The following is a 26,400-nucleotide window of genomic DNA, read 5'->3' as shown; positions in this document are numbered from 1 at the left end:
GGGGAAACCCACTCTTTCGTGTTACTATCTACATTTTATTCATGTAGATAGTAAAGACATTTCTGTCGTATATACATATTTTGTTACAAGTTTTACTTCTTAAATTTGGTAATACTAAGACAGATATTCCCTGCTTAACGGCAGGGGCTTTTGTTAGCTAACGAGAAAGAATAAGATAGACCGTCTTTATGAACGGGATCTTTTCTTGTAAATGGTACATGGCGGCAGGAAGGAGGCTGTTTATGGATAAGAAAGTCACAGAAGTTGTAGAAGCATTTGCGCAGCCAATCGTTGAAGAGTTAAATCTTGAACTTGTAGATGTAGAGTATGTGAAAGAAGGACAAGACTGGTTCTTACGCGTATTCATCGATTCTGAAAAGGGAGTCGACATTGAAGAATGCGGTGCGGTAAGTGAACGTTTAAGCGAAGCTTTAGATAAAGAGGATCCAATTCCTCACCTTTACTTTTTGGATGTATCATCTCCTGGAGCAGAACGCCCATTAAAGAAAGAGAAAGACTTCCAGCAAGCGGTAGGAAAACAAGTGGCAATTAAAACATATGAGCCGATTGATGGCGAAAAGATGTTTGAAGGAAAGTTACTTTCCTACGACGGTACTACAATTACACTACTATTAACAATTAAAACACGTAAAAAAGAAATCCAAATTCCAATGGATAAAGTTGCAAATGCGCGACTTGCTGTTACGTTTTAGTAAGAAGGGGGATCTTCATGAGCACTGAGTTGTTAGATGCTTTGCTCGTATTAGAGTCAGAAAAAGGTATTAGTAAAGATATTATTATTGATGCGATTGAAGCAGCGTTAATCTCTGCTTATAAACGCAATTTTAACCAAGCACAAAACGTTCGTGTGAGCTTTAACCCAGAAGTGGGAACAATTCAAGTTTTAGCACGTAAGGACGTTGTTGATAATGTGTTTGATCCACGTCTTGAAATCTCTGTAGAAGAGGCAAGACAAATTAATCCAAACTACCAAGATGGCGACGTACTAGAAATTGAAGTAACGCCAAAAGATTTTGGTCGTATTGCAGCGCAAACTGCAAAACAAGTTGTAACACAACGAGTTCGTGAAGCAGAACGTGGTGTTATTTACTCAGAATTTAGTGATCGTGAAGAAGACATTATGGTTGGTATTGTACAACGCCAAGATGCTCGTTTCATCTACGTAAGCTTAGGTAAAGTAGAAGCTTTATTACCTGTAAGTGAGCAAATGCCAAATGAGCAATATAAGCCACATGATCGTATTCGCGTATTTATTACAAAAGTAGAAAAGACAACAAAAGGACCACAAATTTACGTATCACGTACACATCCTGGTCTTTTAAAACGTTTATTCGAAATGGAAGTTCCAGAAATTTATGATGGAACTGTAGAAATTCGCTCTGTAGCGCGCGAAGCAGGAGATCGTTCTAAAATCTCTGTGCATGCAGAAAACATTGATGTTGATCCAGTTGGTTCTTGCGTAGGACCGAAAGGACAACGTGTACAACGTGTTGTAGATGAACTAAAAGGTGAAAAGATTGACATCGTTCGCTGGTCAAATGATCCAGTTGAATATGTTGCAAATGCTTTAAGCCCATCACAAGTTGTTAAAGTACTTGTAGATGAAGATGAAAAAGCAACAACTGTTGTTGTTCCAGACCACCAGCTATCATTAGCTATCGGTAAGCGTGGACAAAATGCGCGTCTTGCAGCTAAATTAACAGGCTGGAAAATCGATATTAAAAGCGAGTCTGATGCGAAACAACTTGGAATTGTAACAGAAGAAGATAGCGTAATCGCATTCGGATTCGATTCAGTTGAAGACGAAATCGAATAGAGGTGATGAGTATGAGCAATCGAAAAGTTCCGTTACGAAAATGTATCGCGACGCAAGAGATGAAATCAAAACGAGAGCTCGTTCGCATTGTTCGTTCCAAAGAGGGCGAAGTGTCTATTGATTTATCTGGAAAAAAATCAGGACGAGGTGCATATTTGTCAAAAGATAAAGAATGCATTATGCAAGCTCAAAAGAAAAACATTTTGGAACATCATCTAAAAGCGAAAATCGACAGTTCTCTGTATGAAGAGCTTCTTGAGCTTGTTGAGAAGGAGTCGAAATAAGTGTCCGATTGGAAATCGTTTTTAGGACTAGCAAATCGCGCTCGAAAAATCATTTCGGGTGAAGAACTCGTTTTAAAAGAAGTACGAAGTGGTAAAGCAAAGCTCGTATTGCTTTCTGAAGATGCGTCAGCGAACACTACTAAACGTATCACTGATAAAACGACGTACTACAACGTACCAATGAAAAAAGTCGAAAATCGACAACAATTAGGGCATGCGATTGGGAGAGACGAGCGAGTCGTTGTAGCTGTGTTAGATGAAGGCTTTGCGAAAAAGCTACGTAGCATGCTCGATACAAATTACCGGGGGTGAAGGTATGAGTAAAATTCGAGTACATGAATATGCAAAAAAAAATAATATCTCAAGTAAAGATCTTATGACAAAACTTAAAGAGATGAATATCGAGGTTTCGAATCATATGACAATGTTAGAAGATGAAGTAGTAAACAAATTGGATAATGAATATAACACTGGAGCGGAAAAACCTTCTGTTGCAGATGAGTTTGAAGTAGAAGAGAAAGTTGTTCGCAGTAAAAAGAACAGCAATAAGAAAAAGAAAAAAGGCAAAGGAAATGAAGACAAACGTCAAGATAACTTTGCTGGAAGACAACAAACGCAAATAGTAGAAACACCAGATAAAATTACTTTCTCTGGAAGCCTTACAGTAGGTGAACTTGCTAAAAAGTTAAGTAAAGAGCCATCTGAAATTATTAAAAAGCTCTTCATGCTTGGAATTATGGCAACAATTAACCAAGACTTGGATAAAGATACAATTGAGTTAATTGCTACTGATTACGGTATTGAAGTAGAAGAAGAAGTAGTTGTAAGTGAAACTGAGTTTGAAACATTCATTGATGAGCAAGATGATGAAGAAAACTTAAAAGAGCGTCCAGCTGTTGTTACGATTATGGGACACGTTGACCATGGTAAAACAACATTACTTGACTCAATTCGTAATTCAAAAGTGACTGCTGGCGAAGCGGGTGGAATTACTCAGCATATTGGTGCATACCAAGTTGAAGTAAATGATAAGAAAATTACATTCTTAGATACGCCTGGTCACGCGGCATTTACAACGATGCGTGCTCGTGGTGCGCAAGTAACTGATATTACAATCCTTGTTGTTGCAGCTGATGACGGTGTTATGCCTCAAACAGTTGAAGCGATTAGCCATGCAAAAGCAGCTGGAGTACCAATTATTGTTGCTGTGAATAAAATGGATAAACCAGCGGCGAATCCTGATCGTGTAATGCAAGAATTAACAGAATATGAATTAGTTCCAGAAGCTTGGGGCGGAGATACAATTTTCGTACCAATTTCTGCAATCCAAGGCGAGGGAATTGACAACTTGCTAGAGATGATTCTTCTTGTAAGTGAAGTAGAAGAATATAAAGCAAACCCAAATCGTTATGCAACGGGTACTGTAATTGAAGCACAGCTTGATAAAGGTAAAGGAACTATCGCGACATTATTAGTTCAAAACGGTACACTTCGAGTTGGAGATCCAATCGTTGTTGGAACTTCATTCGGGCGTGTTCGTGCAATGGTAAGTGATATTGGTCGTCGTGTAAAAGTTGCTGGTCCATCAACTCCTGTTGAAATTACAGGTTTAAATGAAGTACCACAGGCTGGAGATCGTTTCATGGCATTCGCTGATGAGAAGAAAGCTCGTCAAATCGGTGAATCACGTGCACAAGAAGCGTTAGTTGCACAACGTGGTGAGAAATCTAAATTAAGCCTTGAAGATTTATTCCAACAAATCCAAGAGAGCGATGTAAAAGAAATCAACTTAATCGTAAAAGCAGACGTACAAGGTTCTGTTGAAGCGATGGCAGCGTCACTTCGTAAAATTGATGTTGAAGGCGTAAAAGTTAAAATCATTCACACTGGTGTAGGTGCGATTACAGAATCTGATATCATTTTAGCTTCTGCATCTAATGCAATTGTAATTGGATTTAACGTACGTCCGGATGTGAACGCGAAGCGTACAGCTGAATTAGAGAACGTTGATGTTCGCTTACACCGTATTATCTACAAAGTAATCGAAGAAATTGAATTAGCAATGCAAGGTATGCTGGATCCAGAATTCGAAGAAAAAGTAATCGGTCAAGCAGAAGTTCGTCAAACATTCAAGGTAACAAAAGTTGGAACAATCGCAGGTTGTTACGTAATTGACGGTAAAATTACACGCGATAGTGGCGTTCGTATTATCCGCGATGGTATCGTAATTTTCGAAGGACAACTTGATACGTTAAAACGTTTCAAAGACGACGTAAAAGAAGTTGCACAGAACTATGAGTGTGGTATTACAATTGAGAGATATAATGACCTTAAAGAAGGGGACATCATTGAAGCATACGTTATGGAAGAAGTGAAGCGATGATTGTCGCTTCACTCTCATTCGAGTGTATGATTTACGATGTGCATTCTTTAAAAGAGAAACGGGCAATTTTGCAACGAGTGCTAACTCGTGTGAAACAGCGCTATAATGTAGCTGTTTCTGAAGTTGGGCATCAAGATGTATGGCAACGTACAGAAATTGCGATTGTTTCCGTATCCTCAAATCGTGTTATCTGTGAAAAAGAAATGAATCGTGTACTGGAGTACATCGATTCATTTCCTGAAATTGAACGTACGATAACACAATTGGAATGGTATTGAATGAGGTGAAGAGTTATGAAATTACGTGCAAACCGTGTAGGCGAGCAAATGAAAAAAGAATTAGGCGACATCATTAGTCGTAAAATTAAAGACCCACGTATCGGATTTGTTACAGTAACAGATGTACAAGTGAGTGGTGATTTGCAAATTGCCAAAGTATATATTTCTGTTTTAGGTGACGAAGAACAGAAAGAAAATACGTTAAAAGGTTTAGCGAAGGCAAAAGGCTTTATTCGTTCAGAAATTGGCCAACGTATTCGTCTTCGTAAAACACCGGAAATTACCTTTGAGTTTGATGAGTCTATCGGATATGGTCATCGAATTGATACACTTTTACATGAAATTAATAAAGACGGTAAACGTGAAGAATAATGGATAGACATTTGTCTATCCATTTTTTCAATGCAAAATAAGTTTTGGATATTTACTACGAAAGAATTATGATGAGGTGAACATATATGGAAGGTGTAGTGTTATTACATAAGCCAAAAGGCATGACATCACATGATTGTGTATTTAAATTAAGAAAGATATTGCGAGAAAAGAGAATTGGTCATACGGGAACATTAGATCCAGATGTAACGGGAGTATTACCACTTTGTGTGGGGAGAGCAACGAAGATTGCACAATTTTTAACAAGTGAAACGAAAACATATGAAGGTGAAGTAACATTAGGGTTTTCAACAACAACAGAAGATGCTTCTGGTGAAGTTGTGGAGAAACAAGATGTAAACCGTGTTATTACACGTAAAGAAGTAGAAGAGGTACTAGCGGAATTAACAGGCACGATTGAACAAATGCCACCAATGTTCTCAGCTGTAAAAGTAAACGGGAAAAAATTATATGAATATGCAAGAGCAGGACAAGAGGTGGAACGTCCAGTTCGTACAATTACGATTCATGAATTCGTATTACTTGATGACCGTGAAGTTTTTGAAGGAGAAAATATTTCATTCCGTTTCCGTGTAACGTGTAGTAAAGGAACATATGTAAGAACGTTAGCGGTAATGATCGGGGAGAAACTTGGTTTCCCATCACATATGTCTCACCTTGTAAGAACGGCATCTGGTGAATTTTTATTAGAAGATTGCATATCATTTGAAGAAATTGAAGAAAACGTGCAAAATGGAACAGTAGAGTCTATCTTCATTTCAATTGATGAAGCATTAAGTAAGTTTCCAAAAATGGTTGTAGATGAAAAGCAAGCAGAGAAAATCAAGAATGGTATGTTCTTAAAGAATGAATTAGAAATAACAGCACCATTTATTACAGTGTTTGATAAAAATGATCGTTGCTTAGCAATTTATGAACATCATCCGAAACATCCTGGCATGTTAAAGCCGATGAAAGTACTTGTGAATAATCAAGAACTAAAGCTATAATGAATTATTGGAAGGATTATTACAGAAAAAGGTGAATTCAAGCGTGAAACTTATTCATTTAACTCATCCACATGAACAAAATAAATTAGAATTACCACCTACTGTAATGGCATTAGGATTTTTTGATGGCATTCATTTAGGACATCAATGTGTAATTCGAACTGCGAAAAAAATAGCGGACGACCGAGGATATAAAAGTGCAGTTATGACATTTCATCCTCATCCATCTGTTGTTTTAGGGAAAAAGGATGCGCATGTGGAGTATATTACACCAATGCGTGATAAAGAAAAAATAGTCGAAAGCTTAGGAATCGATATATTATATGTGATTAAATTTGATGAATCATTTGCAGGGTTATTACCACAACAATTTGTAGATGATTATATTATTGGTTTAAATGTAAAGCATGTAGTAGCAGGGTTTGATTATTCATATGGACGTTTAGGAAAAGGAAAGATGGAGACTTTACCATTTCATGCAAGAGGGGAGTTTACACAGACTGTGATTGAAAAAGTTGAATTTCAAGAAGAGAAAGTAAGTTCTACAGCATTACGAAAGTTAATTCGAAATGGCGAAATGGAACAAATTCCATCTATTTTAGGTAGAGCCTATACTGTAGCGGGAACAGTTATACACGGCGACAAACGTGGGCGTCAAATTGGTTTTCCAACAGCTAATGTAGGTTTAAGTGATGAGTATTTATTGCCACCTGTAGGTGTTTATGCAGTGAGATTAAAAGTTCACGATGAATGGTACGATGGTGTATGTAATATTGGATATAAACCGACTTTTAAAGAAGATGAGCGTCAATTATCAATTGAAGTGCACTTATTTGAATTTAACAAAGATATATACGATCAAAATGTTACAGTAGAGTGGCATATGCGTATAAGAGAAGAGAAGAAATTCAATGGCATTGATGAGTTAGTTGAACAAATCGCAAAAGATAAGAAAACAGCACAAGAATATTTTGCGAGCGAAAAGAATATACTTGCTTTTTCAAATGAAAAGTAGTATTCTATGTTATGTACTTTATGACAACCATTGCTTGGCATTGCGACTCACCGACGCTTGCTAGGTAATTGGGGGTTTAATTAATAGGAGGTGAAATAGGATGGCTTTAACACAAGAGCGTAAAAATGAAATCATTGCACAATTTAGAACTCATGAGACTGATACTGGTTCTCCAGAGGTTCAAATTGCTGTCCTAACGGAGCAAATTAACACTCTAAACGAGCACTTACGTACTCACAAGAAAGATCATCATTCACGTCGTGGTCTATTAAAGATGGTTGGTAAACGTCGTAACTTACTAACTTACCTTCGTAATAGCGATATCACACGTTACCGTGAATTAATCACAAAGCTTGGCTTACGTCGATAGTCAAAGAAGCGGGAATATTCCCGCTTTTTTGTTAGGTAAAAATATATCTTCTACGCTTTATAGCTTACTTAATTTTAGGCAATACTAGAGGTAGAATATTGTGATATACTATCCATTTACATAGAAGAATTGAATACTTTAAATTGAGAGGGGTACTTAAATGAGTCAAGAAAAGCAAGTCTTCTCGATAGATTTAGCTGGTCGCCAGCTAACAGTTGAAACTGGTCAGCTTGCCAAACAAGCGAACGGAGCAGTATTAGTAAGATATGGCGATACAGCGGTTCTATCTACAGCAACTGCATCAAAAGAAGCTAAAAATGTAGATTTTTTCCCACTTACAGTAAACTATGAAGAGCGTTTATATGCAGTCGGAAAAATTCCTGGCGGTTTTATTAAGCGTGAAGGTCGTCCAAGTGAAAAAGCAATTTTGGCAAGTCGTTTAATCGACCGTCCAATTCGTCCGCTATTCGCAGATGGTTTCCGTAACGAAGTACAGGTTGTCAGCATTGTAATGAGTGTTGATCAAGATTGTTCTTCTGAAATGGCAGCTATGCTTGGTTCTTCATTAGCGTTATCGATTTCAGATATTCCATTTGAAGGTCCGATCGCTGGTGCGACAGTTGGTCGTATTAATGGCGAATTCGTTATTAATCCAACAGTAGAACAGCAAGAACAAAGTGATATCCACTTAGTTGTAGCTGGTACGAAAGATGCGATTAACATGGTTGAAGCAGGAGCAGATCAAGTGCCTGAAGAAACAATGTTAGAAGCAATTATGTTTGGTCATGACGAAATTAAACGTTTAATTGCATTCCAAGAAGAGATTGTACAAGCTGTAGGTAAAGAGAAATCAGAAGTGAAACTTTATGAAGTTAACGCTGATCTTAATCAAGCTGTACGTGAAATGGCTGAGAAGGATATGCATTCTGCAATTCAAGTACATGAGAAACATGCACGTGAAGATGCAATTAACGAAGTGAAAAAGCGTGTTATTGAGCATTACGAAGCTCAGGAAGCTGACGCTGATACATTAGGACAAGTAAATGAGATTTTATATAAAATTGTAAAAGAAGAAGTACGTCGTCTTATTACAGTTGAAAAAATTCGCCCAGATGGCCGTAAAGGTGACGAAATCCGTCCTTTAGCATCAGAGGTTGGTATTTTATCTCGTACACACGGTTCTGGTTTATTCACACGTGGACAAACACAAGCATTAAGTATTTGTACATTAGGTGCATTAGGCGATGTGCAAATTTTAGATGGTCTTGGTGTAGAAGAATCAAAACGCTTTATGCACCATTACAATTTCCCATCATTTAGTGTTGGTGAAACAAGACCGATGCGTGGACCAGGTCGTCGTGAAATTGGTCACGGTGCACTAGGAGAACGTGCTCTTGAGCCTGTAATTCCATCTGAAAAAGATTTCCCATACACAGTACGTCTTGTATCTGAAGTGTTAGAATCAAATGGTTCTACTTCACAAGCAAGTATTTGTGGTAGTACTTTAGCAATGATGGATGCGGGTGTTCCACTTAAAGCTCCAGTTGCAGGTATTGCAATGGGTCTAGTTAAATCTGGTGAGCATTACACAATTTTATCTGATATTCAAGGTATGGAAGATCATTTAGGTGATATGGACTTTAAAGTAGCAGGTACAGCACAAGGTGTAACTGCACTGCAAATGGACATTAAAATCGATGGTTTATCACGTGAGATTTTAGAAGAGGCATTACAACAAGCGAAAATTGGTCGTGTGCACATTCTAAATCATATGTTATCTGTTATTGCAGAGCCACGTACTGAATTATCAGCTTACGCTCCAAAGATTATTACAATGACAATTAACCCAGATAAAATCCGTGACGTTATTGGACCAAGCGGTAAACAAATCAATAAAATTATTGAAGAAACTGGCGTTAAAATTGACATCGAGCAAGATGGTACAGTATTCATTTCATCAATAAATCAAGAAATGAACGACAAAGCTAAGAAGATTATCGAAGATATCGTTCGCGAAGTACAAGTAGGTGAGATCTACGAAGGAAAAGTGAAGCGTGTTGAGAAATTTGGTGCTTTCGTTGAATTATTCAGCGGTAAAGATGGATTAGTTCATATTTCTGAACTTGCACTTGAGCGTGTAGGTAAAGTAGAAGACGTTGTGAAAATCGGTGATGTAATTACAGTTAAAGTTATCGAGATTGACAAGCAAGGTCGCGTAAATCTATCTAGAAAAGTATTGCTAAAAGAAGAGCAAGAAAAAGAAGCTGCTAAAGAAGAAAACAAACAAGAGCAGCAATAAGTAAAAGCCAGTTAAACTGGCTTTTTTTGTTATGTAAAAAACATGATGTTCATATATTTTTATGTCGGTATAGGTATAGTTTTCATTATAACGCTCAAATTAACAAAGATAAGAAGAAAATGTTTTTATATAGTTAATTTGGGAGGGTTTATATGAAAGTTCGTATATTGGCATACATATGTATATTTTCTTTATATGTCAGTTTAGGCTCTTATTCTGTTTTTGCACAAGATAACTTGCATGAAGAAATTCAAAAGCATGCAAAACAGTATGAGATTGCACCTCAAAATGCGATGATTGATAAAATATGGAAGGCAACACCTGGATATAATGGAAGACAAGTGGATATTGAAGCATCGTATAATAATATGAAGAAGCTAAAGGAATTTAATCAAAAATATCTTGAATTCAAAGAAGTCTCACCGAGTGTTCATTTGGAAGATTTATCACCAGCTCCAATTTATAGAGGGCATCCAAATAAAAAGATGGTAGGATTAACAATAAATGTGGCATGGGGAAATGAGTATTTGCCTCGCATATTAGAAATCTTGAAAAAGCATGATGTGAAGGCCACTTTCTTTTTAGAAGGACGTTGGGTGAAAGAAAATTTGCGGTTTGCAAAAATGATTGTCGATGCAAAACAAGAAGTTGGAAATCACTCATACACACACCCTAATATGAAAACGTTATCGTCAGATGAAATACGAGATCAGTTACAAAAAACAAATCAAATGATAGAAGTAGCAACGAATCAAAAAGTAAGATGGTTTGCCCCGCCGAGTGGAAGCTTTCGAGATGAAGTCGTAAAGATTGCAGATGATTTTCAAATGGGAACGATTATGTGGACTGTAGATACGATTGATTGGAAGCGACCTGAGCCGGATGTACTATTGCAGAGAGTAATGAGAAAAATACATCCAGGTGCTATCATATTAATGCATCCTACTTCGTCTACAGCAGAGGCTTTAGAAACAATGATTACAAAATTGAAGGAACAAGGATATAAAGTGGGGAATATAACTGAATTACTGGATGAAAAACGTGTGGATTAAATACATTTGCATGACATTCATCCTTAAACTTGTTATCATTAAATAATAGCGTTTTATTTAGAGAAACTGGCAGTAGGAGGAAAGTTTTTGATTAAAAAATATACTTGTAAAAATGGTGTAAGAATAGTTATGGAGAATATACCAACTGTAAGATCGGTTGCAATTGGTATTTGGATCCATGCGGGATCAAGAAATGAAAATGAAAAAAATAATGGGATTTCTCACTTTTTAGAGCATATGTTCTTTAAAGGGACAGAAACACGTAGCGCACGAGAGATTGCAGAATCATTTGATAGCATTGGTGGTCAAGTGAATGCATTTACTTCAAAAGAATATACTTGTTACTATGCAAAAGTATTAGATGAGCATGCTAAATATGCTTTAGATGTTTTAGCAGATATGTTCTTTAATTCAACATTTGATGAGGAAGAACTGAAAAAAGAGAAGAATGTCGTATGTGAAGAAATTAAAATGTACGAAGATGCTCCAGATGATATTGTGCATGATATGTTAACGAAAGCAACATATGAAACGCATCCACTTGGATATCCTATTTTAGGAACAGAAGAAACGCTTAATACGTTTACAGGTGATACGTTACGTCAATATATAAAAGATCATTACACACCTGAAAATGTAGTTGTATCAGTTGCAGGAAATATTGATGAAGCATTTTTACAAACAGTGGAGCAATATTTCGGTAGTTATGAAGGAACAACAAACCGTGAACAAGTACATAGCCCAATTTTCCATTTCAATAAGGTAGCCCGTAAAAAGGAAACGGAACAAGCTCATTTATGTCTAGGATATAAAGGCTTACAAATGGGACACGAAGATATTTATAACTTAATTGTATTAAATAATGTTTTAGGAGGTAGCATGAGTAGCCGTTTATTCCAAGAAGTACGTGAGCAACGTGGATTAGCTTACTCGGTATTTTCTTACCACTCTTCTTATGAAGATACAGGTATGTTAACACTTTACGGTGGAACAGGTAGCCAACAATTAGATACACTGTATGAAACAATGCAAGAAACATTAGAGACATTGAAAAATACAGGTATTACAGAAAAAGAGCTTATGAATAGTAAAGAGCAATTAAAAGGAAACTTAATGTTAAGTTTAGAAAGTACAAATAGCCGTATGAGCCGTAACGGTAAAAATGAATTGCTTCTTCGTAAACATCGTTCACTTGATGAGATTATTGAAAGTGTAAACACTGTAACAAAAGAAAATGTGGACGGATTAATTCGCAACATGTTTACTGATGAATTCTCTGCGGCACTTATTAGTCCAGACGGAAAACTTCCAAAAGGAATAAAACTATAATCGATTTTTATGATGTATCTGATAATAACCTTCTCTCTTTTTAAATGAGAGAAGGTTATTATTTTTATCCATATAGAATAGGTACTAATTATAGACAACGCAAATGAAAAATTCAGTAGGGGGAGTGGAGTATGTATGCGATTAAGTGAATTAAGTGGTAAAGAGGTTGTAGATATAGAAAAAGCGGAAAAAATGGGAGTCTTAGGTTATATGGATTTAGAGATTAATGAGAAAGACGGACAAATACAAACACTTATAATACCTGTAGGGAAGTGGGGAGGTTTTAAAAAGGAACCACAAGAAGTAAGGGTCGCATGGAGTCAAATAAAGAAAGTCGGACATGATATGCTTCTTTGTGATAGTATAGATCGTTCAAATTCGGAGTGAAGGATGGCCATTTTGGTCATCTTTTTTGTATCTACATAGAAACCTGATAAATCATATGTGCATTTGGATTTTCAATCACCATAAACTCGTACATTACATATGATGTGGAGGAAAAAGAAAAAGTAGGCACTTTTCTTATAAATGACAGAAAAAGAAGGTGAATTAGGGAATGTTGACTGAGATGCATATTGCTGTCATAGGAGGAGATGCAAGGCAGCTAGAAGTAATTCGTAAGCTAGTTGAATTGGATGCGAAACTTTCTTTGATAGGGTTTGATCAGTTAGATCATGGTTTCACAGGGGCAGCAAAAGAAAGTATACAAAATTTAGATTTCACTTCTGTAGACGCAATTATTTTGCCGGTTGCAGGTACAAATGCTAAAGGAGAAGTAGATACTATTTTTTCAAATGAAAAAGTTTCAATAACGAAAGAACAAATTGAAAATACACCAGAACACTTTACTATATATTCGGGTATTGGTACACCTTACTTGGAAAATCTCGTATCTACTACGAACCGAAAACTTGTTAAATTATTTGATCGTGATGATGTGGCAATATACAATTCTATTCCAACTGTAGAAGGTACATTAATGATGGTAATTCAACATACCGACTATACAATTCATGGGTCTAATGTAATGGTTCTAGGATTTGGTAGAACAGGAATGAGTGTTGCGAGAGCATTTCAATCATTAGGAGCCCATGTCAAAGTTGGAGCAAGACGATCTGAACATATTGCACGTATTACAGAAATGATGTTTTCTCCTTTTCATATGCAAGACATAGAGAAAGAAGTAGGAAATATCGATATTGTAATCAATACAATTCCACACCTCGTTGTAACAGCGAATGTTATTGCAAAAATGCCAGCTCATACGTTAGTGATTGATTTAGCTTCTAAACCAGGCGGTACTGACTTTAGATATGCGGAAAAAAGAGGAGTCAAAGCGTTGCTAGCACCTGGATTACCAGGTATTGTTGCTCCCAAAACGGCTGGGCAAATTTTAGCAAATGTTCTTTCTCAGTTATTAGCAGCAGATGCAATTGCAAAGGAGGAGGAAAAGAAATGAGTTTGAAGGGGAAACGAATTGGTTTCGGATTTACGGGTTCACATTGTACGTATGAGGAAGTTATGCCGCACTTAGAAAAATTAATTGCTGAAGGGGCAGAAGTACGTCCCGTTGTTTCATACACTGTTCAATCAACAAATACTAGATTTGGAGAAGGAGCAGAGTGGATTAAGAAGATTGAAGAAATAACAGGTTTTAAAGCAATTAATTCAATTGTTGGAGCAGAGCCACTTGGACCTAAAATTCCATTAGACTGCATGGTAATCGCTCCTTTAACAGGAAATTCTATGAGTAAATTTGCAAATGCAATGACAGATTCTCCAGTACTAATGGCAGCAAAAGCGACGCTAAGAAATGGCAAGCCTGTCGTATTGGCAGTTTCGACGAATGATGCTTTAGGATTAAATGGGGTAAATCTCATGCGCCTAATGGCTACAAAAAATATCTATTTCGTCCCATTCGGTCAAGATGCGCCAGAGAAAAAACCGAACTCAATGGTAGCTCGTATGGAGTTACTGGAAGATACAGTATTAGAAGCGCTGCAAGGAAAGCAATTGCAACCGGTGGTCGTAGAAAAATTCAGATATATGAATTAAAAAACGAAAAAAAACGGACAATTTTTGATGAAACCATCATTCTTACTGTAGAATATGATAAAATTAACGTTATTAAGATTAGAAGGGGTATTGTATACTCCTTCTGATTCTAAGTTATAGAAGGATTGGTATCTAGAAAGGGGCATAGTGATGGAAAAGCAAAAAACTTTTCATGTCGCTGTAGTTGGAGCAACCGGCGCAGTTGGTGAACAAATGTTAAATACTTTAGAGAAACGAGAATTTCCAATCGGGAAATTAACGTTACTTTCATCTAAACGATCTGCAGGTAAGAAACTTGTATTTAAAGGCGAAGAATTTACAGTTCAAGAGGCAACTCCTGAAAGCTTTGAAGGAGTAGATATCGCACTATTTAGTGCTGGTGGATCTGTATCGAAACAATTAGCGCCAGAAGCAGCAAAACGCGGTGCGATTGTTGTTGATAATACAAGTGCATTCCGTATGACAGAAAACGTGCCACTTGTTGTACCTGAAGTAAATGAAAACGACTTAAAAGAACATAATGGTATTATTGCAAATCCAAACTGTTCTACAATTCAAATGGTAGTAGCTCTTGAGCCAGTTCGTCAGCAATATGGTTTAAAACGAGTAATCGTTTCCACATATCAAGCTGTATCAGGTGCTGGTGCGGCAGCTATTGAAGAACTGCATGAACAATCACAAGCAATCTTAAATGGCGAAGAAGTTAAGGCAAATGTTCTTCCTGTATCAGGTGATAAGAAGCATTTCCCAATTGCTTTTAATGCGATTCCACAGATTGATAAATTCCAAGATAATGGATTTACGTTTGAAGAAATGAAAATGATTAACGAAACGAAAAAAATTATGCATATGCCTGAATTAGAAGTAGCGGCAACATGTGTACGTTTACCAGTTGTATCAGGACACTCTGAGTCTGTTTACATCGAAGTAGAAGAAGAAGGCGTAACAGTAGCAGAATTAAAGAGCTTACTTGCAAATGCGGAAGGTATTGTTCTGCAAGATAATCCAGAAGAGCAGTTATATCCAATGCCAGCTACTGCAGTAGGTAAAAACGAAGTATTCGTTGGAAGAATCCGTAAAGATTTAAATAACGATAAAGGATTCCATCTTTGGGTCGTATCTGATAACTTATTAAAAGGCGCTGCATGGAATTCTGTTCAAATTGCAGAGCGCTTAGTAAAATTACAATTAGTGTAAACGGCTAAGAGAAGGTGCAAAATATGAAAATAATTGTTCAAAAATTTGGTGGCACATCAGTACGTGATGATAATGGACGTAAGCATGCGCTTCATCATATAAAGAAATCATTAGCTGCTGGTTATAAAGTAGTTACTGTCGTATCTGCTATGGGTCGTAAAGGTGAACCATATGCAACGGATACGTTATTAAGTCTTGTAAATCAAGAGGAATCTACTATTTCTAAACGTGAGCAAGATTTATTATTATCGTGCGGAGAGTTAATCTCTGCAATTGTTTTCTCTAATATGTTGAATGAGAACGGTATAAAAGCAGCAGCATTAAATGGTGCACAAGCTGGTTTTGTAACGAATGATGACTTTACGAATGCAAAGATTATTGAAATGAATTGCGATCGTATACATGAAGAGTTAGAAAATGTAGATGTAATCGTCGTTACAGGATTCCAAGGGCAAACGAAAAAAGGTGATACGACAACACTTGGACGCGGAGGTAGTGATACTTCAGCTTCAGCATTAGGTGTTGCACTTCATGCTGAATACATCGATATATTCACTGATGTAGAAGGTGTTATGACTGCGGATCCCCGTATTGTAAAAGATGCACGTCATCTTCAAACTGTAACGTATAACGAAATTTGTAACATGGCTTATCAAGGTGCGAAAGTCGTTCATCCACGTGCAGTTGAAATTGCGATGCATGCAAAAGTGCCACTTCGTGTACGTTCTACGTATTCTGATAGTGAAGGTACGCTTATTTCAGCATATGACGGCGCTACAAGAGGTCGTGATGTAGAAGAACGTCCTGTTACAGGTATCGCCCACGTATCAAACGTAACGCAAATTAAAGTGCTTGCAAAAGAAACGGCATATGATTTGCAACAACATGTGTTTAAAGAGATGGCGAACGAAGGAATAAGTGTCGATTTAATTAATATTTCACCTACTGGTGTAGCATATACGGTGAGTGATAATGTATCAAGTCATGCAGTTAAATTATTAAAGAACCTTGGATATGAGCCAATTGTGACAGAGCATTGTGCGAAAGTATCTATCGTTGGAGCTGGAATGGCAGGATACCCAGGGGTTACTGCGAAAATCGTTACAGCTTTAGCGGAAAAAGGTATTCAAATCCTGCAATCGGCAGATAGTCATACAACAATTTGGGTTCTTGTAAAAGAAACTGATTTAGTGGAGGCTGTAAATGCATTACATAGTGCGTTTGAGCTTTCAAAAGAAAAGCAACTGGAACAATAAGGAGTGAGACCATGATAGATTTTGGGACAATTGCAACCGCGATGGTAACACCGTTTGATATAAACGGGAATATCGATTTTGCAAAGACAACGAAATTGGTAAATTATTTAATTGATAACGGTACAACAGCAATCGTGGTAGGAGGAACGACAGGAGAATCTCCTACATTAACTTCAGAAGAGAAGGTAGCGTTATATCGCCATGTCGTATCTGTTGTCGATAAAAGAGTGCCCGTAATCGCTGGAACAGGTAGCAATAATACGCATGCTTCTATTGACTTAACTAAAAAGGCAACAGAAGTTGGTGTGGATGCAGTAATGCTAGTAGCACCGTATTATAATAAGCCGAGTCAAGAAGGAATGTATCAGCATTTTAAAGCAATTGCTGAAAGTACGCCGCTTCCGGTTATGCTATATAATGTTCCAGGACGATCTATTGTACAAATCTCCGTTGATACAGTTGTTCGTTTATCTGAAATAGAAAACATTGTTGCTATTAAAGATGCCGGCGGCGATGTGTTGACAATGACAGAAATCATTGAAAAAACAGCGGACGACTTTGCGGTATACAGCGGTGATGACGGTTTAACGTTACCGGCTATGGCAGTTGGGGCTAAAGGTATCGTTTCGGTAGCATCGCATGTTATCGGAAATGAAATGCAAGAAATGATTACAGCATTTCAAGCAGGAGAGTTTAAAAAGGCACAAAAATTACATCAATTACTTGTAAGAGTAACAGATTCGTTATTTATGGCGCCAAGTCCAACTCCAGTAAAAACAGCGTTACAAATGGTTGGATTAGATGTAGGTTCTGTACGTTTACCACTTCTTCCATTAACAGAAGAAGAAAGAGTAACGTTACAATCTGTAATGCAATCTATTCCTCGTTAATAAAAATGACCTAGTGTGAAACTAGGTCATTTTTTTATTGATATGAAAATGTTTTAAAGTGAATCTTTTGTAAAATGATTTTAGGCTCGCCTTTCTCGTCTGTATATGACCCTATAATATAGAAAACATTTTATGTTGAAAACGAGTATATTACGCTACGCGTTCTCTACTTGTTAAAGTATGATATTGTTCTTTCATTAATTTGGTTCCAACATCTTGTTCTCGATAATGTCTGTAAAATCCTGCTAAAAATTCAACCTTATTAAATTTCTATTAGATTTTGTAATTCATAGCCTTTTGTCATGTAATGCAATGTTTATAAGAAAAGGATCTGACACCTTTAAATTTGTTGAAAAGTAGTTGCTAGTACAGAAAATACTTTCAATTATGTTTTTATAGGAATTGCCTCAAATATGACGTAATCTATAAAAAAGCTTCATTTTATAAGTGTTTTTGTGCAATTCAAGAAAAAAATCTAGGAAATCCATCAAATGAAAGTAATTTAAAGTGTTTAAGGTTTTTTTCAAATAACATGGAGTATAAAAGCAGCGGAAATAAGCCATATACTTTTAGTGCTGTTCCTTTCTTTTACTTTTTCTTTCGCACGATTTAACTTGTGTTCTATTTCTTGTATCAGGTATAATATGGCTAAGTAGCTTAGTACGGGTATGCTTAGCAAAATTGGAAGAAATTATAATTTAATTAAATTTTCATATCATATCGAATAAGATATTTGATTTATATAATGAAAGAGAGGTGAAACCTGGTTTAAAAAATATACAAGGACATGATATCGCATAACGGTAAGGACATTCGTCTTGGACGGTGAATATATGGTGGTTGTAGAGTTTCCCTGGTGTCTCTACAATTTTAGTGAAATCAGTGTTTGCAAGATTTTTAAACCAGGCAACAACATGAAGAGAAAAGAGAATGAGTCTGTTAAAGTATTTGCTCTTGGTGGAGTAGGTGAAATCGGGAAAAACATGTACTGTGTTGAAATTGATTCTGAAATCTTTATTGTAGATGCAGGATTAATGTTCCCAGGAGATGAAATGTTTGGGATTGATATCGTTATTCCTGATATTACATACTTAGTGGAAAATCAAGAGCGAGTAAAAGGTTTATTTATTACTCACGGTCATGAAGATCATATCGGTGGAATTGTTTATGTACTTCGTAAATTATCTATTCCAGTGTATGCAACGAAATTAACGGTAGGACTTATACAAGAAAAACTTGGCGAAGCGGGCATGTTAGGCCGTGTAGACTTAAAAACAATCGATTCAAATTCAACAGTAGATTTTAATACTACAACAGTTTCATTCTTTGGAACGACACATAGTATTCCGGATTCTGTTGGTGTTTGCTTCCATACATCAAAAGGTGCTGTAGTGTATACAGGAGACTTTAAATTTGATCAAACTCCAATTGGAAATAATGGAGCAGATCTTGGGAAAATGGCGCAAATCGGAAATGAAGGCGTACTTTGCTTATTATCTGATAGTACAAACGCTGAGCGTCCAGGCTATACAGGTTCGGAAAAAGAAGTTGGTGTAGAAATTTCTAAAGTGTTCTATGGTGCAGAAGGTCGTATTATCGTTGCTTCATTTGCATCGAATGTACATCGTATTCAACAAGTATTTGACGCGGCTGCTGAAACAGGAAGAAAAGTAGCAGTGGTAGGACGTAGTATGGTGAAAGTAGTAGACATTGCAAGACGTCTTGGTTATTTAGATGTTCCAGAAGGTATGGTTATTTCATTACAAGAAGTAGATAATTTCCCAGAGAAAAAGGTAGCTATTTTAACGACAGGTAGTCAAGGTGAACCGATGGCAGCCCTTTCTAGAATGGCGAAGCAAGCTCATAAACAAATTTCAATTCGTAAAGGTGATACTGTTATTATTGCAGCTTCTCCAATTCCGGGGAATGAAATATCTGTATCGAAAATTATTGATTTGTTATTTAGAGCTGGAGCAGAAGTTATTTATTACGGTGAAAGAAAAGTTCACGTTTCAGGTCATGGTAGCCAAGAAGAATTAAAATTAATGTTAAATTTAATGAAACCGAAGTACTTTGTACCCGTACATGGTGAGTTCCGTATGCAAAAAGCACATGCATATTTAGCTGAAGATGTAGGTATTACAAGAGAAAATATCTTTATCGTAGAAAAAGGCGATGTAATTGGTTTTGGTGACGATGAAGCGAACTTAGTCGGTAAAGTGCAAGCTGGTAATGTGTTAATTGATGGATTAGGTGTAGGTGACGTTGGTAATATCGTTCTTCGAGATAGAAAGATGTTATCTCAAGATGGAATATTAGTAGTTGTTGTAACACTTGGTAAAGATGAAAAGAAAATTATCTCTGGTCCAGAAATCATTTCACGTGGTTTTGTATATGTTCGTGAATCAGAAGCATTAATTGAACGATCTACAGAGATTGTACGTATGATTGTTGAGCAGTCAATTAAAGAATATTCGATTGAATGGTCAATGTTAAAACAAAATATTCGTGAATTATTAGGACAGTTCTTGTACGAAGAGACAAAGAGAAAACCTATGATTTTACCGATTATTATGGAAGTATAAAAAAGATCACCCTTATGGGTGATCTTTTTTTCTTTTTAACCCTATCGAATGAAATTTCTAACTTAAGAAATAATAGTTATATACGAGTGAAAGGGGATACGAAATGACAGAACGTGATCGATATACAAATGAAGAAAAAGAAGCTGAGCCAAAAGAAGCTGGAAAAGAGGCTTCAATAGTAGAAAAAATTCAACAGCTTGGACAGACAAATGTACCACAGATGAATGAATCACGTATTCATTGTTTAACGATTATCGGACAAGTGGAAGGTCATGTTCAATTACCGCCGCAAAATAAAACAACAAAATACGAGCATATCATTCCGCAAATTGTTGCGATTGAACAAAATCCAAAAATTGAAGGTTTGCTTTTAATATTAAATACGGTTGGGGGTGACGTTGAAGCTGGACTAGCAATTTCTGAAATGGTAGCTTCACTTTCAAAGCCAACAGTATCTCTAGTTTTAGGTGGGGGACATTCCATTGGTGTACCGATTGCTGTTTCTACTGACTATTCGTTTATTGCGGAAACTGCGACGATGACAATTCATCCAATTCGTTTAACAGGTCTTGTCATAGGTGTGCCACAAACATTTGAGTATTTGGATAAGATGCAAGAAAGAGTCATTCGTTTTGTGACGAAGCACTCGAAAGTAACAGAAGATCGTTTTAAAGAGCTTATGTTTGCGAAAGGAAATTTAACGCGAGATATTGGGACGAATGTAATTGGTGGGGATGCAGTAAAGTACGGTCTTATAGATGATGTTGGTGGTATTGGAAATGCAATTCGAAAATTAAACGAATTAATCGATATTCGCGCGGAAGGTAGTGCAGAAGGGACAATGTTACAATGATTTTATATACAATTATGCCAGAGCAACTTGTGTATCCGGCCGATTATTCACAATGTGAAAGTCAAAAAGTTGTAAATATAAATGGTGTGGAATTAATGGTTTCTGAAGAGGAACATGGGTGTTATTCTATTGTACGTGTGCTCAGTACGGACCCACTTCACTATTTAGAGTTTGAGCCAGGTCAGAAAATAACCTTTTAGCAAAAAGAAGGATTTTGTTTAAAAGCTATGGTATAATATAAAAAACAAGACGGTTGAGCAGCCATGAGTAGGCTGCTTTCTTCTGTTTATTTAGCATTTTACAAGAAGTGTAAAAATAGAAGATATAAAGACCTGAAAAATAGAGAAAACAGACATATAAATAGAGCGTTTTTAGGAGAGCTTTACTTATATGTAGAACACGAGGTGAAGAAATGGCAAAACAAAAGCAAAGAGGGACGAAGGCAAAGGCAAGACGTACGATAAAGCCAACTTTGTATTATGAAATCGTCGGTTTAACTCTTTTTGCACTTTCAATCATTACGATTTTACAGCTAGGCGTTGTAGGGAAATCGTTTGTGTTATTTTTTCGCTTCTTCTTTGGTGAGTGGTACATAATTGGTGTGTTAGGTGTAATAGCTTTATCGGTTTCCTTTGTTATAAAACGCGGATGGCCGAACCTTTTAAATAAACGGTTAATTGGATTTTATTTAATTGTATTGGCAATATTAATGTTTAGTCATATTACATTATTTAACCTTCTTACAAAAGATGGAGCAGTGCAAAATACTTCTGTTATTGTGAGTACGAAAGATAACTTCTTTCTTGAAATGAAAAAGGGGCCAGATAGCGTTCATTTAGGCGGTGGTATGTTTGGTGCGCTTATGTTCGCGACATGTTACTTCCTATTCGACGAAGTAGGAGCCTATATCATTGGAATTATTTTAGTTATTCTCGGGGTACTCTGTATAACAAATAAACATATTGGAGAAGTGTTAGCTCCAGTTGGTAGAATTCTTAGAAGTCAATTTCAAGTGATGCAAGGGGATTATAAAGATTGGAGATCCAAAAGAACGGCTGAACAAACAGAAAAGAAAAAAACAACAAGAAGTACAAGAAGCAAACGTGCTGCAGAACAAGAAGAAGTTATTGAGCCGATGGAAGAAATCCAAATTGATCCGCCAATTATTTCAAATTTCACTGAGAATTATCCTGTAAATGAAGAAGAGGATAAACGAATTGAAGTAGAGCAAGAAGATTTGAACACCTCACCGTTTATTGAAGAGACTCCACCAATTGAAGAATCAAAGAAAAAGCGTGGAGAAAAAATCGTTGAATCGTTAGAGAGTGAAGCGCAAGCACCTCCTATGCAATTTTCAAATGTAGAAAATAAAGATTACAAGCTTCCTTCACTTGATATATTAAAATTTCCAAAGAATAAGCAAGTTACAAATGAAAATGCGGAAATTTATGAGAATGCTCGTAAATTAGAACGTACATTCCAAAGTTTCGGAGTGAAAGCGAAAGTAACCAAAGTGCATAGAGGTCCTGCAGTTACAAAATATGAAGTGTATCCTGATATGGGGGTAAAGGTAAGCAAAATTGTCAGTTTAAGTGATGATTTAGCCCTTGCTTTAGCTGCAAAGGACATTCGTATTGAGGCCCCAATTCCCGGGAAATCAGCTGTAGGGATCGAAGTTCCGAACTCAGAAGTTTCGATGGTAACGCTGAGGGAAGTTCTTGATTCTAAGGCTAATAATCATCCGGAAGAGAAGTTGTTAATTGGTCTTGGCCGAGATATTACAGGTGAAGCTGTATTAGCCCGTTTAAATAAAATGCCCCATTTACTCGTAGCTGGTGCGACAGGTAGCGGGAAAAGTGTATGTATTAACGGTATTATTGTTAGTATTTTAATGCGTGCAAAACCACATGAAGTAAAATTAATGATGATTGACCCGAAAATGGTAGAGTTAAATGTATATAACGGTGTGCCTCATTTGTTAACGCCAGTTGTAACTGATCCGAAAAAAGCATCGCAAGCATTGAAAAAAGTTGTGAGTGAGATGGAACGTCGTTATGAATTATTTGCTCATAGTGGTACACGTAACATTGAAGGATACAATGATTATATAAAAGAACATAATAGTCAATCAGAAGCGAAACAACCCGAATTACCGTATATTGTAGTAATTGTGGACGAGTTAGCAGATTTAATGATGGTTGCTTCGTCTGATGTAGAGGATGCGATTATGCGTTTAGCGCAAATGGCTCGTGCTGCTGGTATTCATTTAATTATTGCAACGCAACGTCCGTCAGTTGACGTTATTACGGGTGTTATTAAAGCAAATATTCCATCACGTATTGCATTCGCTGTATCTTCTCAAACAGATTCTCGTACAATTCTTGATGGTGGTGGTGCAGAGAAGCTACTAGGTCGTGGCGACATGCTGTTTATACCAATTGGTGCATCGAAACCTGTACGTGTACAAGGCGCATTTTTATCAGATGATGAAGTTGAGAGAGTTGTAGAATATGTTATTGGACAGCAAAAAGCACAATATCAAGAAGATATGATTCCGCAAGATGTTCCTGATACGAAGCAGGAAGTAGAAGATGAATTATATGATGAAGCGGTTCAACTTGTAGTGGAAATGCAAACAGCATCTGTTTCTATGCTACAACGTAGGTTTAGAGTAGGTTATACGCGAGCTGCTCGTCTAATTGATGCAATGGAAATGAATGGTGTAGTAGGTCCATATGAAGGTAGTAAACCGAGAGAAGTGCTCATTAATGATGTACAAGAAAAAAGTTCTTAAAAAAAGCCTAATTGTTTTTACAATTAGGCTTTTTTATATAGTGTTTTTGTTATATACTATACTCAACAATAAAGAAAGGGCTTACATTTAGAGGTGCTCTTTAGAATACGAATACTTTGAGTATGTTTTTTGTAAATGTTCGATATTTAATGTAGAAAAATGTTAGATTTTGTTGACACGTATGAGAGCAAATGGTAAGATTACTTCGAAAAGAATCACTGCCTCATATAATCTTGGAGATAAGGTCCATAAGTTTCTACCTGGCAACCATGAATTGCTAGACTATGAGGGGAAAAGTGTGTAACAAAGGATGTAAAGGATCTTTGTGCCGAACTTTTTCTCGAAATGAGGAATGTTTATGGTGCAAAGTTTTTTTTATACAGTAAAGAGTGAAAATTTCATCTTAAAAAATTATTATTATTTATTCGACAATTGCGCTTATTTTTAGTAGTTAGTCATTTGTACTATGTTGTAAGTTGAAAAAAGAGAAAAGAAGTCTTACATCAGAGGTCGAATAATTGAAATGCGGGGGAGTCTTATGTCAGTAAAATCCGATAGTCGTCACCTATATTTACGGGTGATTGATCACATCAAAGAAAAAATTAAAGATGGGGCTTATAAAGAACGACAAAAGTTACCATCAGAGTTTGATTTAGCGAAAGAACTTGGCGTAAGTAGAGCGACTTTAAGGGAAGCATTACGTATTTTAGAAGAAGAAAATGTTGTCATTCGTAGACATGGTGTAGGGACATTTGTAAATGCAAAGCCATTATTTTCTTCTGGAATAGAACAACTTTCTAGTATTACAGATATGATTTCTAGTGTGGGGAAAACACCAGGAACAATCTTTTTATCATCATCTACTACAACTTTAACTGAAGAGGAAAAAGAGAAGTTTAATAGTGAAGATGGTTTTAATGCAGTGATGATTGAACGCGTGCGTACAGCAGATGGGGAACCTGTTGTGTATTGTATCGATAAACTTGCAAAAGAAATATTGCCAGATTTATCGGGTTACAATGAGGAATCATTATTAACAGTGATACATAATAACACGCATAAGCGCATAACATATGCGGTTGCTCACATTGAGCCAATTGGCTATCATCCGAAAATCTCACCGATTTTAGAATGTGAGCCTGAAACAGCACTGCTTGTATTAAAACAAATGCACTATGATCAAAATGATGAGCCAATCTTATATTCTATCAATTACTTTAGAGCTGATAAATTTAGCTTCCACGTATTAAGAAAGCGTATGTAGGTAAATTCCTTTTTAGGGAGGTGACAGCAAGAAGTAAGGGACAGCAGCGTAAGAATAAATAAATATATATCATTTTTGGAGGGGTTTCTAGTATGAAGAAAAAAGCAGGCCTTTTATTATCATTAACATTAGCAGCAAGTACAGTTTTAGGTGCATGTGGTAACTCGGATAAGGCGAGCGGTGATAAGAAAGACACGAAAGACAATAAAGACTTCAAGGTTGGTCTCGTAACAGATGTTGGGGGCGTTGATGATAAATCATTTAACCAATCTTCTTGGGAAGGGTTACAAAAGTTTGGTAAAGATAATGGTTTAAAAGAAAAGACAAATTATCGTTACCTTCAGTCTGAAAAAGAAGCTGATTATATTCCGAATTTGAAAAAATTCTCAAAAGATAAATATGATTTAACTTTCGGAATTGGTTATAAATTAGAAGGTGCAATTAAAGAAGTTGCAAAAGAATCTTCAAAACAACAATTTGCAATCGTAGATACTGTTGTAGATGCACCGAACGTAACGAGCATTACATTTAAAGATCATGAAGGATCATTCCTTGTAGGTGCGGTAGCGGCTATGTCAACAAAATCGAATAAAGTAGGATTTGTTGGTGGAATGAAGAGTGATTTAATTAGTAAATTTGAAAATGGATTTAAGGCTGGTGCAAAGGCAGTAAATCCAAACATTGAAATCGTATCTGAATATGCAGAAGCATTCGATAAGCCTGAAAAAGGTACAGTTCTTGCTTCAGCAATGTACGGTCAAGGCGTAGATGTAATTTATCATGCTGCTGGTGGTACAGGTAACGGTGTGTTCACTGAAGCGAAAAACCGTAAGAAAAAAGGTGAAAATGTTTGGGTAATCGGTGTTGACCGTGACCAACATCAAGAAGGTATGCCTGAAAATGTAACATTAACTTCAATGATAAAACGCGTTGATGTAGCTGTAGAAAAAGTAGCTAAAGAAGCAAAAGATGGAAAGTTAAAAGGTGGAAAAATTGAAGCGTTTGGCTTAAAAGATGACGGTATTGGTATTTCAAAAACAACTGATAACGTGAAAAAAGTTAGCCCTGAAATTTTAACAAAAGTAGAAGAATTTGAAAAGAAAATTACAGACGGTGAAATTAAAGTACCGGCTACAGATAAAGAGTATAAAGAATATGAAGCTTCTCTAAAAAAATAAATAGAGAAATAGCAAAGGTTAGTTCATAGAACTAACCTTTGTATGTATAAAACTTCCGAATTGCTTAATAAGTTAATAGTGTAATAGGGGAATGTTCCC

At 36.4% G+C, this 26,400-nt stretch carries 25 protein-coding genes and 1 riboswitch; all 25 genes read left to right on the top strand.

Annotated elements, in window-relative coordinates; translation table 11 throughout:
- The first annotated feature begins 242 nt into the window (after nt 1-242).
- A complete protein-coding gene (gene rimP / locus ACTJJY_RS09095) occupies nt 243-713 on the top strand; it encodes a ribosome maturation factor RimP (RefSeq protein ID WP_000359095.1) in 471 nt (156 codons plus the stop codon).
- A gap of 17 nt (nt 714-730) precedes the next feature.
- Nucleotides 731-1,837, top strand: coding sequence for a transcription termination factor NusA (gene nusA, locus ACTJJY_RS09090; protein ID WP_000102598.1), 1,107 nt, complete (start codon nt 731-733; stop codon nt 1,835-1,837).
- A gap of 11 nt (nt 1,838-1,848) precedes the next feature.
- A complete protein-coding gene (gene rnpM, locus ACTJJY_RS09085; RefSeq protein ID WP_000071125.1) occupies nt 1,849-2,121 on the top strand; it encodes an RNase P modulator RnpM in 273 nt (90 codons plus the stop codon).
- On the top strand, nt 2,122-2,433 hold the full coding sequence (locus tag ACTJJY_RS09080) for a YlxQ family RNA-binding protein (RefSeq protein ID WP_001286522.1): 312 nt from the start codon (nt 2,122-2,124) through the stop codon (nt 2,431-2,433).
- 4 nt (nt 2,434-2,437) lie between these two features.
- Nucleotides 2,438-4,504, top strand: a complete 2,067-nt coding sequence (gene infB / locus ACTJJY_RS09075; protein ID WP_000036347.1) for a translation initiation factor IF-2 — start codon at nt 2,438-2,440, stop codon at nt 4,502-4,504.
- Nucleotides 4,501-4,782: a DUF503 domain-containing protein gene (locus ACTJJY_RS09070; protein ID WP_000634349.1), complete on the top strand. Its 282-nt coding sequence runs from the start codon at nt 4,501-4,503 to the stop codon at nt 4,780-4,782. The genes infB and ACTJJY_RS09070 overlap by 4 nt, the downstream gene beginning before the upstream one ends.
- A gap of 15 nt (nt 4,783-4,797) precedes the next feature.
- Entirely contained in the window at nt 4,798-5,154 is a 357-nt protein-coding gene (gene rbfA, locus ACTJJY_RS09065; protein WP_000776437.1) for a 30S ribosome-binding factor RbfA, read from the top strand.
- Nucleotides 5,155-5,240: 86 nt separating this feature from the next.
- On the top strand, nt 5,241-6,164 hold the full coding sequence (gene truB, locus ACTJJY_RS09060) for a tRNA pseudouridine(55) synthase TruB (RefSeq protein WP_000399362.1): 924 nt from the start codon (nt 5,241-5,243) through the stop codon (nt 6,162-6,164).
- A 43-nt stretch (nt 6,165-6,207) separates the two neighbouring features.
- Complete coding sequence (ribF, locus tag ACTJJY_RS09055) at nt 6,208-7,179, top strand: bifunctional riboflavin kinase/FAD synthetase (protein WP_000766703.1); 972 nt, start codon at nt 6,208-6,210, stop codon at nt 7,177-7,179.
- A 100-nt stretch (nt 7,180-7,279) separates the two neighbouring features.
- Nucleotides 7,280-7,549, top strand: coding sequence for a 30S ribosomal protein S15 (gene rpsO / locus ACTJJY_RS09050; protein WP_001229392.1), 270 nt, complete (start codon nt 7,280-7,282; stop codon nt 7,547-7,549).
- 160 nt (nt 7,550-7,709) lie between these two features.
- Entirely contained in the window at nt 7,710-9,848 is a 2,139-nt protein-coding gene (gene pnp / locus ACTJJY_RS09045; RefSeq protein WP_440605400.1) for a polyribonucleotide nucleotidyltransferase, read from the top strand.
- 152 nt (nt 9,849-10,000) lie between these two features.
- A complete protein-coding gene (locus tag ACTJJY_RS09040; protein WP_440605399.1) occupies nt 10,001-10,900 on the top strand; it encodes a polysaccharide deacetylase family protein in 900 nt (299 codons plus the stop codon).
- 87 nt (nt 10,901-10,987) lie between these two features.
- On the top strand, nt 10,988-12,229 hold the full coding sequence (locus tag ACTJJY_RS09035; RefSeq protein ID WP_000593001.1) for a M16 family metallopeptidase: 1,242 nt from the start codon (nt 10,988-10,990) through the stop codon (nt 12,227-12,229).
- 135 nt (nt 12,230-12,364) lie between these two features.
- Nucleotides 12,365-12,616, top strand: a complete 252-nt coding sequence (locus tag ACTJJY_RS09030; RefSeq protein WP_001239759.1) for a YlmC/YmxH family sporulation protein — start codon at nt 12,365-12,367, stop codon at nt 12,614-12,616.
- Nucleotides 12,617-12,785: 169 nt separating this feature from the next.
- Nucleotides 12,786-13,688: a dipicolinic acid synthetase subunit A gene (gene dpaA, locus ACTJJY_RS09025; RefSeq protein ID WP_000954735.1), complete on the top strand. Its 903-nt coding sequence runs from the start codon at nt 12,786-12,788 to the stop codon at nt 13,686-13,688.
- On the top strand, nt 13,685-14,284 hold the full coding sequence (gene dpaB, locus ACTJJY_RS09020; protein ID WP_000053596.1) for a dipicolinate synthase subunit B: 600 nt from the start codon (nt 13,685-13,687) through the stop codon (nt 14,282-14,284). Before dpaA ends, dpaB begins: the two co-directional genes overlap by 4 nt.
- 150 nt (nt 14,285-14,434) lie before the next feature.
- Nucleotides 14,435-15,481 carry an aspartate-semialdehyde dehydrogenase gene (locus ACTJJY_RS09015; RefSeq protein WP_440605398.1) on the top strand — a complete coding sequence of 349 codons (1,047 nt, stop codon included), beginning with the start codon at nt 14,435-14,437 and terminating at the stop codon, nt 15,479-15,481.
- Between the two features lie 23 nt (nt 15,482-15,504).
- A complete protein-coding gene (dapG, locus tag ACTJJY_RS09010) occupies nt 15,505-16,737 on the top strand; it encodes an aspartate kinase (RefSeq protein WP_000692450.1) in 1,233 nt (410 codons plus the stop codon).
- 11 nt (nt 16,738-16,748) lie between these two features.
- Nucleotides 16,749-17,627 (top strand): 4-hydroxy-tetrahydrodipicolinate synthase, encoded by an 879-nt coding sequence (dapA, locus tag ACTJJY_RS09005; RefSeq protein ID WP_000564763.1) that lies wholly within the window; start codon nt 16,749-16,751, stop codon nt 17,625-17,627.
- Nucleotides 17,628-18,541: 914 nt separating this feature from the next.
- On the top strand, nt 18,542-20,212 hold the full coding sequence (locus tag ACTJJY_RS09000) for a ribonuclease J (RefSeq protein WP_098614006.1): 1,671 nt from the start codon (nt 18,542-18,544) through the stop codon (nt 20,210-20,212).
- Nucleotides 20,213-20,315: 103 nt separating this feature from the next.
- The gene (gene tepA, locus ACTJJY_RS08995) at nt 20,316-21,065 is read left to right on the top strand and encodes a translocation-enhancing protein TepA (RefSeq protein ID WP_440605397.1); all 750 of its coding nucleotides are present in this window, start codon (nt 20,316-20,318) and stop codon (nt 21,063-21,065) included.
- Complete coding sequence (locus tag ACTJJY_RS08990) at nt 21,062-21,265, top strand: YlzJ-like family protein (protein ID WP_000605020.1); 204 nt, start codon at nt 21,062-21,064, stop codon at nt 21,263-21,265. Before tepA ends, ACTJJY_RS08990 begins: the two co-directional genes overlap by 4 nt.
- A gap of 212 nt (nt 21,266-21,477) precedes the next feature.
- Nucleotides 21,478-23,859, top strand: coding sequence for a DNA translocase FtsK (locus ACTJJY_RS08985; RefSeq protein WP_440605396.1), 2,382 nt, complete (start codon nt 21,478-21,480; stop codon nt 23,857-23,859).
- A gap of 203 nt (nt 23,860-24,062) precedes the next feature.
- A riboswitch (purine riboswitch) is annotated at nt 24,063-24,164 on the top strand.
- Nucleotides 24,165-24,397: 233 nt separating this feature from the next.
- On the top strand, nt 24,398-25,123 hold the full coding sequence (locus ACTJJY_RS08980; protein ID WP_000114182.1) for a GntR family transcriptional regulator: 726 nt from the start codon (nt 24,398-24,400) through the stop codon (nt 25,121-25,123).
- Nucleotides 25,124-25,215: 92 nt separating this feature from the next.
- Nucleotides 25,216-26,301, top strand: coding sequence for a BMP family lipoprotein (locus ACTJJY_RS08975; protein ID WP_440605395.1), 1,086 nt, complete (start codon nt 25,216-25,218; stop codon nt 26,299-26,301).
- The last annotated feature ends 99 nt before the right edge of the window (nt 26,302-26,400 follow it).

Source organism: Bacillus sp. 22475 (genome assembly GCF_052044835.1).
In the GTDB taxonomy this organism is placed as follows: domain Bacteria; phylum Bacillota; class Bacilli; order Bacillales; family Bacillaceae_G; genus Bacillus_A; species Bacillus_A cereus.
Note: the sequence above shows the minus strand (reverse complement) of the source record. Positions and strands in the feature narration are given on the sequence as shown.